The following is a 13,949-nucleotide window of genomic DNA, read 5'->3' as shown; positions in this document are numbered from 1 at the left end:
TTTTGATCGACAGATTAAGAAACTGCGTATATTTTAGTAAATTAACGCTTTAAATTTTATAATACCAATTGCGTTAAATTAGTGATCTATTATAGCCCTAAGAAAATAGCGATAGATCGATCTTGTTTTAATAATATTGGTATAAGTTACCCGCCAAAGAGAACACTGCCTTATATGACATCGCCCATCTTAATTACCGGCGCAGGCCAACGTATTGGTTTAGCGCTCGCTCAGCATTATATAGCCCAAGGGCAGGCTGTTATTATTACGTATCGTACTCGCCACAACGCTGTTGATAAATTAGAGCAACTAGGCGCTGTATGTATTTATGCCGATTTTAGTACCGATGACGGTATAAGTGCATTTATAAATACGCTCAATATGCATACAACATCGCTGCGCGCTATTGTTCATAACGCATCAAGCTGGGACTGCGAAGCTAACAACCCTGACTTTGCAGCACTGTTTGATAATATGATGCGTATACACGCCAAAACACCGTATTTAATTAATTTAATGTGCGCTGAGCTGCTTTTAAACTATCAGCAAAGTGCAAAAGTACCTGCTGATATAATTCACCTTACTGATTATGTAGTTGAAACAGGCAGCCCTAAACACTTAGCTTATGCAGCAAGTAAAGCAGCTCTCGATAACTTAACTAAATCGTTTAGCGCTAAATATGCGCCAAACATAAAAGTGAACTCGGTTGCTCCATCACTCATTATTTTTAATGAACATGACGATGAGCAATATCGAGCTAAGACCCTTAAAAAATCATTAATGGGCATTGAACCCGGATGCCAAGAAATTATCAATAGCATTGATTTACTATTACAAAGCCACTACATCACAGGGCGCTCTTTGCCTGTTGATGGCGGCCGTCATTTAAAGTAAATATAAATAAACTGAGATATTTATGCACAATGAATTAAAAGAAAGTTACGAAAAAATCATCACCGCAGTAGGCGAAGATGCTAACCGCGAAGGCTTACTTGATACGCCAAAACGTGCTGCAAAAGCAATGGAATATTTAACGCAAGGATATCGTCAAACGCTTGATGAAATAACTAATAAAGCGGTATTTACATCTGACGCTGACGACATGGTGTTAGTGCAAGACATAGAGCTTTACTCTATGTGTGAGCATCATTTACTACCTTTTATTGGCCGTTGCCATATTGCTTATATTCCAAACGGTAAAGTATTAGGCTTGTCTAAATTTGCACGTATTGTTGATATGTTTTCACGCCGTTTTCAAATTCAAGAACAGCTAACGCATCAAATCGCTAAAGCAGTTGAAGAAGTTACTGGCGCTAAAGGTGTGGGCGTTATTGTTGAAGCAAAACACATGTGTATGATGATGCGTGGTGTAGAAAAGCAAAATTCAAGCATGCGTACATCAGTAATGTTAGGTAACTTTAGAAGCGACCCTAAAACACGCAACGAATTTTTGCAGCTTATAAAAGGTTAACCCTATGGCTAATGCAATTATTAACGTTACTAATTTGCGCCTGCGTACGTTTATTGGCTTTAACCCCGATGAGCGTGAAAAAAAGCAAGATGTAGTGATCAACCTAGAGATTCACTACCCTGCTGATGACGCGTGTAAAACGGATGAAGTTGACCAAGCACTTAATTATAAAGTGATCACCAAAGAAGTAATTAGCTTAGTAGAGCAAGGGCACTTCTTATTGCTCGAAAAATTAGTGGCTGAAATTCTTGCGGTTTGTCACGCACACCCAAGTGTTCATTACGCTAAAGCACGTGTTGATAAACCGCATGCACTGCGTTTTGCCGACTCGGTGTCGTTAACGCTTGATTGGGCTAAATAAGGCCTTAAAAAACTTATTTAAAAAAGCTTTTCGAATCCTACGGCAAGGGCGATAACCGCTAAATAGCGCGCGCCTTTGCCTAGTGTTACTAGTAATAAAAACAGACTAAAGCGTACTTTAAATATCCCCCCAATTACAGTTAGCGGATCGCCTACTACTGGCAGCCAAGCAAACAACAAACTATACACACCGTATTTATTAAATTGCTTTTGTGCGTTATCAAGCCCTTTTTGCGATACCGGAAACCATTTTTTATCTTTAAAACGCAGTACCTGCGTGCCTAACCAGTAATTAACGCAGCTTCCCAATACATTTCCAAGTGTTGCTACGCACCACATAAGCCATAAATTAACTTTACCTTGGGCAATCATCCCCACCACTATCACCTCAGAAGAGCTAGGCAGTAATGTGGCAGATATAAATGCGCTAATAAATAACGTGAGATAAAGCATAATGTCCTTATGGCTAAACGTAAAAACCCAGCCTATAGCTGGGTTTATAATACCAATTTTATTAAAAACATGATCATTCTAGCGTATTAAATAACTCACTAACTACGTTAAAAATTATTTATATAGAACAACTATGTATCATAATTTTAGCCTTGTTATTGAGCTATTTTCTTATCGCTATAATAGATCACTAATTTAATGCAATTGGTATAAAAATAAACTGAGGTTTTATTTTATCAAATTTAAACTAAACGGGTAATTAAACTCTTTACCTTCGTTAGCTTTAATACTCGCCATTACAACCATTACAAACCCAAAAATTGCCACTATAGGTAGTAATATTAAGCCTACTGCTACAAACATCAGTAAAAAACAAACTACATATGCAATTGCCATCGTTATTTGAAAGTTAAGCGCCTTTTTACCGTGCACGTCAACAACTGGCATCTCATCTCTTTTAATTAACCACACAATTAATGGCCCAATTATTGAGCCAAACGGCACAATAAATCCGGCAAGCGCACTCAAATGGCATAACATAGCCCACATACGGTCATCTTTATTAACTGGTTCAACCTGTTGATTTTCTTCCATAACACTCTCCTTTTTGTTTTATGTATGTTGCCTCTTAACTAAACAAATGTCTACAAATCAACCAACGTATTTGTATTTAAAAATCACAGCGTAAAATCTTGTGATAAAAAAGTGATAAGTTTGTGAGAGTTTCTGGAGACGATTATTCAATACTTAACTCGAATCATCACTTACAGGAATAATAATGAAAACTTCTACATTAACAATTGCAATTCTTTTAGCGGCAGCTAGCCAATCGACTATGGCCGCAGAATTAGACCTAAAAGTTACTAACCTAACCAAGGGTATTCACTTCACTCCACTGTTAATTACAGCACACAACAGCGAAGACACACTATTTGAAGTAGCAACGCAAGCATCTACAGCATTACAAACAATGGCTGAAGGCGGCAATATTGCAGAGCTAGTTGCACAAGCAACTGCAGCGGGCAGTGATATGGCTGCAAATCCAGCTGAAGGCTTACTTGCACCAGCCGCATCTACAACGGCAACACTTACCACTACCGACGGTAACGAGTACCTATCTTTAACTGCAATGATGCTACCAACTAATGATGGCTTTGTAGGCTTAAACAGCTGGAAAATCCCAACAGAAGCGGGTACTTACACAATTAATTTAAATGCTTACGATGCAGGCACAGAACAAAACAATGAGCTTGTAGTTGAAGGCTCTGGCGCTCCAGGTACTCCGGGTATTCCTGCGGCTCCAGGTGGCGACGCTGGCACTGGCGGTACAGGTATATTAAGTGGTGATACAAATACAAGCATCCATATTCACCCAGGTAGCTTAGGTGATGACGATTTAGAAGCGGGAAATAGCGATTTAAGTAATACAGTACACAGATGGTTAAACCCAGTAGCGCAATTAACCGTTACAGTTAAGTAGGAGCATGATTATGTCATCTGCTAACAACCTTAAAAAAAGTCTACTAGTGCTTGCACTTGCAACCACACTTGCAGCGTGTAGCGATAATGATAACGACCCAGTGGTTGAAGAGCCGGTCGTTGTTGAGCCAATTGTTGTAGAACCTGTGATCAGTGAGTTTACTATTACTTTTAGTAACTTAACTGCAGGACAGCCTTTGTCACCACTCTCTGTCATTGCTTTTGAAGATGAAGCACCTTGGTCATTCGGTACCACAGCTTCTGTTGGTTTAGAAATGCTTGCAGAAAGCGGTGCAAATGAAGAATACCTCAGCTACGAAAGTGCACTTGCTGCAGTTTCAGCTGAAGGCGCTATTGGCCCTGGTGAAACCACCACAGTAATAATTACTGTTGAAGAGCAAGAAACGCTTAATTTGTCATTTGCTGCCATGCTTGGGAATACAAATGATGCTTTTACCGGTCTTAGTTCTTTAGATGTATCAACATTAGAAGTTGGTGGTTCGTTATCACGCACTACGACTGCTTATGATGCGGGTACGGAAGCAAATACAGAAACAGCTGAAACTGTGCCAGGTCCTGCCGCTAGCGGTGAAGGGTTTAACGAAATACGTGACGATACAGCCGATATAATAACGATGCATCCAGGCATTGTTTCAAATCAAGATGGATTATCTACATCAGCACTTGGTGTTGAACATAAGTTTGATAACCCAGTATCGAAAATAGTAATTACGCGCACGCAGTAACGTTCCAGCTTGTAATGGGGAAGTAAGGGAGCACGGATGCCCCCCTTTTTACGAGGTAATACATGCGTCACGAAAAAATATTAGTAGTAGAAGATGACAGAGAAATAGGTAAGTTAATTACCACGCAGCTAACGTCGCTTAACTTACATGTTGATCATGTTGTAAGCGCAGAACTTGCCTTAAAAAAAATAGCTAAGCATCCCTACGGACTTATTTTACTCGATATAAACTTACCCCAAATGGATGGTTTGAGCTTATGCCGAAAAATAAAAGAGCATTACCCAACTACCTCCGTAATTTTACTCACCGCGCTTAGTAGCGATATGGACAGAGTTATTGGCCTTGAAATGGGCGCCGATGATTATATTTGTAAACCCTTTTTTGCACGCGAATTACAAGCCAGAGTAAAAACCCAATTACGCCACAGAGCACAGCTACTCGCTAGCCAAAATAACGACAACTCCCCCGTTGATAGCGAACAAACACTAAATGTAGGCTCACTCAATATAGAATTTAGTTCGCACCAAGTGTATTTAGGCAAGCAAGCCCTTAACCTTACCGCCACCGAATTTGATTTACTCGTTTACTTTGCACGCCATCCTAATCATGTTTTTAGCCGCCAGCAGTTACTCGATAAAGTATGGGGTTACCAACACAGTGGGTACGAGCATACGGTTAATTCACATATAAACCGCTTACGTGCCAAGCTAGAAGAACACCAACAAGCGCCTATCATCGAAACAGTTTGGGGTGTTGGTTACAAACTAAACCCTAGCCAACTCAATTAAGACACCTATTATGAAATTATCTTTGTATCAAAAATTAGCTATATCGCTAGTCGTGATTTTTTGTTTTATTTGCGCCCTAGTTTACGGCTGGAGCAAGCAATTAGAACTGACTTCAAAACACCACGCCGAACAAAATCTGCACTTAGCGTTAGCGGAACATTTAGTACAAGATAACCCACTAATAAAAGAAGGGGTTTACGACTATAAAGCGCTTGAAAACCTCTTCCATACCTTAATGTTATTAGGTCCTGCGTTTGAATTTTATTTTGTAGACGAAACCGGAAAAATTCTTACTTACTCAGCAAAGCCGGGTAAAGTTAAACGCACGCATATTAGTTTAACGCCTTTAAAAAGGCTGATTAACGACCCAAGCGCTGCACCTATTTATGGTGATAATCCTCGTAATAAAGAGCAACAAAAAATATTTTCAGCCGCGCCAGTATTTAATCAAGATAAGCTACAAGGTTATTTATATGTAATTATTGGTGGTGAGGCTTACGATACCTCACTAAGCACTGTAAAAAATAATGATAAGTTATGGCTAGCTGCTTTATGGCTTGGCTCTGCACTCGCATTTTTATTTATTGCGATGCTAATTTTACTACGTTTTTTTACCAACCCAATTCAGCGCTTAGCACGCGATGTTAGTAATATTGAAGCCGCTAACTACAGCCTTACCGACACCAAGCTAAGTAACTATTCAACGCAAAAAAGTAACGAAGTGCATAGTTTAGGGCGAAGTATTCAAGCCATGTTAACCCGTATTAATGAGCAGTTTAAAGCGCTTGAACAAGGCGATAAACAACGCAAAGAGTTGCTGACCCATCTATCGCACGACCTACGTACACCACTTGCTTCACTGCAGGGGTTTTTAGAAGTATTAAATCAGTCAGGCGAGCAGCTAAGTAAAAAAGAGCAGCAAGAATACTTGCAGGTATCGCTTAATAATTGCGGGCAATTAAAGCTACTCATAGAGCAAATATTTGAGCTTGCTCACTTAGAAAATGGCGAAATAAGTATAAATAAAGAAACCTTTAATTTAGGTGAACTCATTTACGATTGCATGGCAAAATTTAGTTTAGCCGTTGATAAAAAAGGCATTAGTTTGTCGGTAGAGCCTGCGATTTGTGATTTTCCTGTGGTTGCCGATATAGCTAAATTAGAGCGCGTGTTAAGCAACTTAATTGATAACGCAATTAGGCATACCCCTCGTGGCGGCAGCATTGCAGTACATGTAAAACGCAGTGACGATAATCAACTATTTGTGCATGTATCAGACACGGGCGTAGGCATAAAAGAAGATGAGCTGAATGCTATTTTTGATCCGCACTACCAAGCAAGTAATTCTAATAAAGAAGGGCGCCAGCAAGGTGGTTTAGGATTGGCTATTTGCAGAGGGTTATTAAAACTGATGGATAGCGAAATTTACGTACAAAGTGAAATTGGTAAAGGCACTATGTTTAGCTTTAACTTGCCACAAAAAAAGGTGCTTTCTTAAAAAGCACCTTATTGAGTTAAATCTATTTAAATATTAATTACTTCTTAATACCCGCTAAATCAAGCATAAATGCATAGTTTAGCGCGGTATCTTCTAAGCGTTTAAAGCGACCCGATGCGCCGCCGTGCCCTGCTTCCATATCTATTTTAAACAATAACTTATTGTCATCAGTTTTATAGTCACGAAGCTTAGCAACCCATTTTGCAGGCTCAAAGTATTGAACTTGTGAATCGTGCAAACCAGTCGTTACCAGCATATTAGGGTACGCTTGCTTAGATACTTGGTCGTATGGCGAGTAAGACAGCATGTAATCGTAATACGCTTTTTCGTTCGGATTACCCCATTCGCCGTATTCATTTGTTGTAAGCGGAATACTCGCATCAAGCATCGTTGTTACTACATCCACAAACGGTACCGCAGCAACCATCCCTTTATAAAGCTCAGGTGCTTGGTTTGCTACTGCGCCCATTAATAAGCCACCAGCACTGCCACCCAGTGCAAATATTTCATCTTTTGCGCCATACTTTTGAGAAACCAATGCTTTGGTTACGTCAACAAAGTCATTAAATGTATTCTTTTTAGTGAGTAGCTTGCCGTCTTCGTACCAAGGACGACCTAGCATTTGCGAGCCACGTACATGGGCAATTGCAAATACAAAACCACGGTCTAATAAGCTCAAGCGTGAGCTTGAGAACGTTGGATCCATGGTTGCACCGTACGACCCATAACCATATTGCAGTAGCGGGTTAGTGCCATCTTTTTTAAACGCATCTTTACGGTAAACTAAGCTTACCGGTACTTTTATGCCATCGCGTGCTGTTACAAAAATACGCTCTGAAGCGTAATTGTCAGCATCAAAATCACCTAACACAACCTGTTGCTTAAGAAGCGTTTTATCGCCAGTCGCTAAATCTACATCGTACGACGAGCTTGGTGTAGTCATGCTTGTGTAGTAAACACGTAACGTGCTGCTATCTATATCGTTATTGCCATAAGTACCAATTGTATAAGCGCTATCGTTAAAGCTCAGTGGTAACTCTTTGCCTGTTTTTAAATTACGCGCAATCAACTTTGATTGGCCCATTTCACGTTCTTGGTAAACTAAGTAGTCATTAAATAAATCAATGCCTTCGAGTTTAATATCATCGCGCGCAGGGATCACACTTTGCCAATTAGCCTTGTCGCCTGCTTTATCAATATCAACTTTCATCAGCTGAAAATTTACAGCATTTAAGTTAGTTACAATGTAGTAAGTATTCCCTAGCTTCGAAATATCATATTCAAGCCCTGCTTCGCGCTCAATTAAGCGTTTAGGCATTGCTTTGGTATCATCAGCACTTAATACAGATACGCCTGATGCAGCCGTGCTACTGTGCCAAATATAAATCTCTGACTCATCTTTGCTTTTACTCATACCCATGTAGTAACTGGTATCAGTCTCTTCGTAAATTAGCTCGTCATCAGCTTGCGGTGTACCTAATGTATGACGATAAACTTGGTAACCTAGTAGAGTTTGTAAATCTTTTTTAATGTAGTAAACCGTTTTATTATCGTTTGCCCACACAATGCCACCGTTAGTGCCCTCAAGTGTGTCTTCGAGTAATTTACCGGTGGTTAAATCTTTTATTTTTATGCTATAAATACGACGGCTAACAGTATCTTCGCCATAAGCCATTAAATTGCCATTCGGGCTTACATCTAAGCCACTTACCGCATAATAATCATGACCTTTAGCAAGCTCATTTACATCTAAAATAACTTGCTGATCGGTACCTGCAAAATCGCTGCTGCGTAAATAAGTGGTGTACTCGTTATCGCCACGTGTTTGCGTTGAGTAAAAATAATCACCGTTTTTAACTGGGACTGAATCATCGTCTTTTTGAATACGCCCTTTTAGCTCTTCAAACAACTCACTTTGCAGCGTTTTAGTATGTGCAAGCATTGCATCAGTGTATGTATTTTCAGCTTCTAAATAGTTAATTACCTCTGGCGCTTTACGCTCATCATCACGCAGCCAATAGTAATCATCTATACGCGTATCACCATGAATAGTCATTTCATGTGGCACTTTTTTAGCAACCGGGGCAACAGCTTGGACTACTTGAACTGTTTTAACTTGTGTATTACTTTTTTTGGTTTCTTCAGGGGCTTGATTACAGCCACTTAAAATAGCGAGCGATAGTGCTGCGAGTGCGAATGGAGTACGTTTCATCAGTCAAAGTCCTTGTTGTATTTTTATTTTTTATTAAGTAGTTAAATATACCTATAAATTAGAGTTTGTAGTTGTTTAGTTTGTGAAGCAATGTAAAAAGGGAGCCGTAGCTCCCTTTGTATAACTATTAAGTTATAAAATTACTTTTGTTTACGACGACGTATAAATGCAAATGGCGCTACTAGTAATGTTAACCATGCAAGTGAGCCAGATGAGCTCTTTTTGCTTTCTGGTGCTACAGTCTCTACTACTGGTGGTACAACTTTAGTAATACTTACAGTAACTACAGCAGGAGCAGATACATTACCGCGTACATCAATTGCAACAACTTGAAGTTCAGCTGATGAATCACCAGTTAACAATTCAGTATTAGTTACAACCACTTGTCCATCCGCATCAATACCAAAACCTTGGTGAGTACTTGATTGAACGTAGTATTCTGACACATCTAAGTCTTGCTCAGACTCAGTGATAGTTAGTGCACCAACAACCGTTCCGTTAGCAGCATCTTCTGAAACACTAAACTCACCACCAACTAGCATTGGGGCGTCGATTGCAGGAAGCTCTAACTCAGTACTACTCATCACTTTAACAATATCCAAACCAGATGTTTGTGATAATGCAAATGGACCGCTTGCTTCAACAATTGCTTTTTCACCCGGTTTAAGTGAAGTAACTGCTTCGCCAGTTTCCATAGAAGTAAGCGTTACACTTGGAGATGCTCCAAATGTAGTTGAGCCTTCAATACTATCGGTCTGAGTGAATACACCGGTAACATATGAAGGGTAACCCACAGATGCTTTAAAGTTCATATTCTCACCAAGCAATGAACCATCAACGTTTAGTAGCTCACTACAAGTTGAGAAGGTAATAGTATCTTCACCGGCTGAGTGATAAAGCGGAGTAACCCATGCTAACGAATCGTTACCAGCGCCATCAGTTTCACCAATTACTGTACGGCTACGGCCAGGGAATGCTGTTTCACGACCGCGGTCGTTATAGTTTTGCATAACTTGATCATAAACACCGTCATTATCAGTATCAACTTCTAATCTGTAGCCTGCTTGGAATACATGCGTTAACGGGTCACGTAATTGAATTGATGACGTTACAAAAATACCAGAGTCACAAGAGCTATCTGCAAATGCAGAGAAAGTAGTCGCTAAAATATTAAACTCAGCTTCTTCTCGTGTTTTCTCTGTGCCTGTTGCAACAATGCTTTCTGCAAAAGGAGTAATATCTGTTTGGCCGCTATTTTCAACAATAAGTGCCATTTCGTTATCAATGATTTGAGACGAAACGCTTAATTCTGTCGCAGCTTTTGGCATTGCATGATATACAACGTGTAAATCGTGGTCTGTATCAGTGCTTGCGTCATTAAATACCAATGCACCATCAAACTCTACTGAAGTAAGAGCAGCGCTTCTTGCAGCAATGTCGTCTGCACTAAATGGGTTTTCTAATTCCCACGCTGGTAGTTTTGTTGGATCAACAGTTAGCGTCACATCAAAGTTAATTGACTGACCTGCAGGGATTGTTACCGACTCAGGGAAATCCCAGCTAATTGCAGCTGTATCGTCATCATTTTGGTAGCGAGCTTCAGTACGCAGCGCATACGTTTTAGCATCTGATGAGAAGTTCTTAACAGTCACTGTTTTAGTTAGAGACTCTGTTCCAGCCATTGACACAAGGCCGAATGAAAGAGCCGCTTGTTTAGTATTAAACTGTGTATTATTAACCCATGCAGCAACTGGTAAGTTGACTGCTTTAGTTACATCAACCAAGCCTGAACCAATCATACTAATTGGAGCCAGTTCTGAGTCAGGACTGCTTGCTAAAGGCTCATTTGTTACATTTAAGTCAGCTGCATTCATTATTGTAGCTTTAATCTCAAATGCATTACGTTCAGGGTGAGCTTCACGTACCATTGCAACAGCACCGGCTGTAATAGGGCCTGAAAAAGATGTTCCAGATACAGGAGCTAGCTGATCTTGCGTGCCTGCTGCTGCAACTAATATACTAGTACCAGGGGCAGTAATTTCTGGTTTTAATAAACCATCCATCGAAGGGCCACGAGAAGAGAACGTAGCTACTGCACCTGCTGTAGTTTTAATTTTTACATCAATATCAAATGTTGCCGTATCGCCTGCAGCTAATTGAGCTTTTAAAGCAGCACCTGCAGCAAAATTAATACCTACACTTTTAATAGTTACATTGTCATCACTGCCACCCATTGGTGCAGGAGTGCCATCATCTGTGTTATTTGCAATCAGTACAAATTCAGCACCTTTCTTCTGTGCACTAAGTACTTTAACTGTAAATGCACATGCACCACGGTCAATTAAAACCGCTTTACCAGTAAAATCAACATCATCAGCAAAATCAACACAACCATCTTGGTTTGTGTCAGGGTACACTAAATCAATATCTGCACCTGTAATTACAAAGTCAGTTTGCGGACCAAAGCCTGATGCTTGAATATTACCTTCGATACCAGCAATAGTACCTGTAGCAGTACCAACTTCAGTTGTAGGATGAGTCATTGCGCCTACTGATAACGCATTTGGTGTCGTGCTTGGGCCACCAATACGGAATGGATGATCACCATCATTACCAGCTGAAATAACCATATTCACACCTAAATCAACAGCACGTTGAATTAGGTATTGCGCACCACCACCTGTATATGTATCGCCAAACTCGCCACCTAATGACATGTTCATAACATCTACGCGGTCTGAAATATCACCATCGCCATTTGGATCCATTGCAGCTTCTAATGCCGCAGCTTGAGCGGCACTTGGACAGCCACCACCACAAACAGAGTAAACATATAATTCAACATCTGGTGCAATACCATTTACTGAGTTTGAAGAAGACGTACCATGATTCGTTGCATCACCTGTAGAAGGAGAATTTGCAGCATCATTTTCAATTGGATCAGCATCGTCACGAATAAAATCGTAACCGCCTTGTACAATACCTTGTGGCCAATCAACCGTTGTAGGATCAGCTTGAGCAGCCTCGTATGCTTCTACAGTACCCTCACCACCAAATGCTTTGTGGGTATAGTCAATACCAGTATCTAGAACAGCCACACGCTGACCTTTACCAGTTACAATACCATCAACAATTAAAGGCTTAGCATTAATATATTCAGACGTTGCAGCTACATGTAATTCGTAGTCAAACATCGGTAATACTTTAGCCACTCGTGAATCTTTAGCTATTTTAGCTAAGGCTTCTGGTGTCGCCTGCACAATTAATGTTGGTGCTAATATTTTTGTTTTACCAATTATTTTTGCATCAAAGTCTAAGCTACTAAGCTCGTTGGCCATCGTGTTTTGAAGCAGCTCAACGTTAGCAATCATTTCACGACTGCTTGACGCTTCATAAGTGCCAGAAGCCACAGCATCAACAGAAGTTGCTGCACGTAAAACAATCATATGTGCTGAAGGCTGTTTTTGCTCAGATGCTAATTCTTTCAGCTGCTCTGCAGCTTGAGGTGCAATCGTTGCATTAGGTAAAGTTGCCGCATTAACAAAAGTAGCAAGAAATGCACTTGAGACTGCCGTAGCTATAGCAGTTTTTTTTATTATATTTTTAGCCATGAGTTCCCCTTGGATAGGTTATGTATTATTGTATTTGTATTAATCAAAATGATTATATTGTTGTACTGAATATAAAACTTTTGGTACAACCCAAGCAACACCTTGGTTACAAACACATGACATCAAATCCAAAAAACAAGAAAACACCACCTCAGCAAATTGATTTAAAACAATAAAGTTAAAGAATCATATTTGTGAACTAATGTAAACAACTCTAACTTTTTCTTGAGAAATGAATGAATAACGAAGTAATTAACATTTTAACCATGGCTAAAGTAATTCAAACGGCCGTTGCCCCTGTATTCTTAATCACGGGTATTGCTGCTACTTTAGGTGTTTTATCTAATCGTTTAGCACGAATTACCGATAGGGCACGTCAGCTAGAACGCAGACTAAAAGTAAGTACTGACGAGGACTTTAATAAATCACTCGCTACAGAGCTACGCGCCCTTTTAAAGCGTTCTCGATGTATACATATTGCTTTTAGTTTAAGTGTATTAAGCGCACTACTTGTATGCGCTGTGGTTATGTTGTTATTTTTATCGCATATTCAATCTATAAACTTAGGCGTTACAATTGCCTGTTGTTTTGTAGCAGCAATGGCATTACTTATATGTGCATTTATGTCGTTACTTGGTGAGGTATTCTTAGCAACTAGAAGCATGCGTCGCGGGATGATATTTGCAGATATTGATATAAACGATTAAGTTTTAGTTAAATCTATCGTATTCACTTGAATAAATACGATGTTAGATACAAGATACCGAATTAAGAATTACAATTTTCAACAGGGGCAAACATGAAATTAAAAAAAGTATTAGCAACAATAGCACTGGCAACGTGTGCATTTAGCGTATCGGCAAATTCTGCATTTAAAGAGCCAAGTGACGCGATTGAATACCGCCAAGCTGCGTTTTCAATGATCTCAGTGCAAATTGGTGACATGGGCGCAATGCTAAAAGGTAAAGTACCTTTTGACGCAGAGCAATTTAAAATGCGTGCTAACAACGCTGCTGCACTTTCAAAAATGCCATGGGAAGCGTTTTACGAAGGAACAGATAAAGGCGACACAGCTGCACTTGCTGCTGTTTGGGCCGAAAATGCAACCTTTGTTGAAAAAGCGAATGCTTTTGCAGCAAATGCGGATAAGCTAGCGTTAGCTGCTCAATCGGGCGATAAAGCCGTAATTGGTAAAGCTTTTGGCGCATGGGCTAAAGGCTGTAAAGATTGCCATAAGCAATTTAAAGATTAATTATTGTTGTAGCCAGTTTAACAACAATAAATAGATAATAAAAAGCACTGAGCGTTAATAACGGTCAGTGCTTTTTTTA

13 protein-coding genes are annotated in these 13,949 nt (G+C 39.8%); 9 read left to right on the top strand and 4 right to left on the bottom strand.

Features of this window, described 5'->3' with window-relative positions; genetic code table 11:
- Window positions 1-174: 174 nt before the first annotated feature.
- The 3 genes from folM to folX are packed head-to-tail and all read left to right on the top strand — an operon-like array spanning window position 175 to window position 1,832.
- Window positions 175-894 (top strand): dihydromonapterin reductase, encoded by a 720-nt coding sequence (gene folM / locus I6F43_RS16220; RefSeq protein WP_197103176.1) that lies wholly within the window; start codon window positions 175-177, stop codon window positions 892-894.
- Between the two features lie 22 nt (window positions 895-916).
- Entirely contained in the window at window positions 917-1,471 is a 555-nt protein-coding gene (gene folE / locus I6F43_RS16215; protein WP_002962341.1) for a GTP cyclohydrolase I FolE, read from the top strand.
- A gap of 4 nt (window positions 1,472-1,475) precedes the next feature.
- Window positions 1,476-1,832 carry a dihydroneopterin triphosphate 2'-epimerase gene (gene folX, locus I6F43_RS16210; protein WP_002962340.1) on the top strand — a complete coding sequence of 119 codons (357 nt, stop codon included), beginning with the start codon at window positions 1,476-1,478 and terminating at the stop codon, window positions 1,830-1,832.
- Window positions 1,833-1,849: 17 nt separating this feature from the next.
- Here folX and I6F43_RS16205 read toward each other — a convergent pair whose 3' ends face one another.
- Together I6F43_RS16205 and I6F43_RS16200 are read right to left on the bottom strand one after the other, a co-directional pair.
- Window positions 1,850-2,284, bottom strand: coding sequence for a YqaA family protein (locus I6F43_RS16205; RefSeq protein WP_197103174.1), 435 nt, complete (start codon window positions 2,282-2,284; stop codon window positions 1,850-1,852).
- A gap of 228 nt (window positions 2,285-2,512) precedes the next feature.
- A complete protein-coding gene (locus I6F43_RS16200; protein WP_007580507.1) occupies window positions 2,513-2,878 on the bottom strand; it encodes a DUF4870 domain-containing protein in 366 nt (121 codons plus the stop codon).
- A gap of 184 nt (window positions 2,879-3,062) precedes the next feature.
- Here I6F43_RS16200 and I6F43_RS16195 point away from each other — a divergent pair, with 184 nt between their 5' ends.
- The 4 genes from I6F43_RS16195 (at window position 3,063) to I6F43_RS16180 (ending at window position 6,795) form a co-directional block, all read left to right on the top strand.
- Complete coding sequence (locus tag I6F43_RS16195) at window positions 3,063-3,764, top strand: spondin domain-containing protein (RefSeq protein WP_007580506.1); 702 nt, start codon at window positions 3,063-3,065, stop codon at window positions 3,762-3,764.
- Between the two features lie 10 nt (window positions 3,765-3,774).
- On the top strand, window positions 3,775-4,509 hold the full coding sequence (locus I6F43_RS16190; protein WP_002962335.1) for a spondin domain-containing protein: 735 nt from the start codon (window positions 3,775-3,777) through the stop codon (window positions 4,507-4,509).
- Window positions 4,510-4,571: 62 nt separating this feature from the next.
- Window positions 4,572-5,297 carry a response regulator transcription factor gene (locus tag I6F43_RS16185; protein WP_007580488.1) on the top strand — a complete coding sequence of 242 codons (726 nt, stop codon included), beginning with the start codon at window positions 4,572-4,574 and terminating at the stop codon, window positions 5,295-5,297.
- Window positions 5,298-5,307: 10 nt separating this feature from the next.
- The gene (locus I6F43_RS16180) at window positions 5,308-6,795 is read left to right on the top strand and encodes a sensor histidine kinase (RefSeq protein ID WP_007580487.1); all 1,488 of its coding nucleotides are present in this window, start codon (window positions 5,308-5,310) and stop codon (window positions 6,793-6,795) included.
- A gap of 37 nt (window positions 6,796-6,832) precedes the next feature.
- Here I6F43_RS16180 and I6F43_RS16175 read toward each other — a convergent pair whose 3' ends face one another.
- Window positions 6,833-9,007, bottom strand: coding sequence for a S9 family peptidase (locus I6F43_RS16175; protein WP_197103172.1), 2,175 nt, complete (start codon window positions 9,005-9,007; stop codon window positions 6,833-6,835).
- A 140-nt stretch (window positions 9,008-9,147) separates the two neighbouring features.
- Entirely contained in the window at window positions 9,148-12,618 is a 3,471-nt protein-coding gene (locus I6F43_RS16170) for a S8 family serine peptidase (RefSeq protein WP_165722686.1), read from the bottom strand.
- A 236-nt stretch (window positions 12,619-12,854) separates the two neighbouring features.
- On the opposite strand from I6F43_RS16170, the gene I6F43_RS16165 reads away from it, so the two are divergent.
- Both I6F43_RS16165 and I6F43_RS16160 read left to right on the top strand, forming a co-directional pair.
- The gene (locus I6F43_RS16165; RefSeq protein ID WP_007377300.1) at window positions 12,855-13,325 is read left to right on the top strand and encodes a DUF2721 domain-containing protein; all 471 of its coding nucleotides are present in this window, start codon (window positions 12,855-12,857) and stop codon (window positions 13,323-13,325) included.
- A 92-nt stretch (window positions 13,326-13,417) separates the two neighbouring features.
- The gene (locus I6F43_RS16160) at window positions 13,418-13,870 is read left to right on the top strand and encodes a c-type cytochrome (RefSeq protein ID WP_007580483.1); all 453 of its coding nucleotides are present in this window, start codon (window positions 13,418-13,420) and stop codon (window positions 13,868-13,870) included.
- Window positions 13,871-13,949: the final 79 nt, after the last annotated feature.

The organism is Pseudoalteromonas sp. NZS71_1 (assembly GCF_015864305.1).
In the GTDB taxonomy this organism is placed as follows: domain Bacteria; phylum Pseudomonadota; class Gammaproteobacteria; order Enterobacterales; family Alteromonadaceae; genus Pseudoalteromonas; species Pseudoalteromonas arctica.
The sequence above is the reverse complement of the archived record's forward strand: the minus strand, read 5'-3'. Positions and strand labels throughout refer to the sequence as shown.